Raw genomic sequence first — 265 nt, forward strand, 5'->3', positions numbered from 1 at the left:
GAAAGTAAACATTCAAACTCTAGGATTGCTATGTGGACATACGAGGATGTTTCTAAAAAGTTATGGGGAATCGGAACGGCTACTGAAGAGGTGTTGCATGGAATGGGACTATTTTCCTTGAAGGATGTTGCAAAAACACCTAAAGAGCTTCTAATAAAGCGATTTGGCAAAGTAAAAGGTGAAGAGTCATATCACTTCTCATATGGTATTGATGAGAGCCGGATGGCTAATAAATACATTCTAAAAAGCATTTCTATTACTAAAG

1 protein-coding gene is annotated in these 265 nt (G+C 37.0%); it reads left to right on the plus strand.

Annotated elements, in window-relative coordinates:
• Positions 1-265 (plus strand): DNA polymerase thumb domain-containing protein (locus JDS80_RS30890; RefSeq protein WP_472926355.1); only part of this gene is annotated, 265 nt, incomplete at both ends.

This window comes from Bacillus cereus group sp. N8 (assembly GCF_016483685.1).
Taxonomy (GTDB): Bacteria; Bacillota; Bacilli; order Bacillales; family Bacillaceae_G; genus Bacillus_A; species Bacillus_A proteolyticus.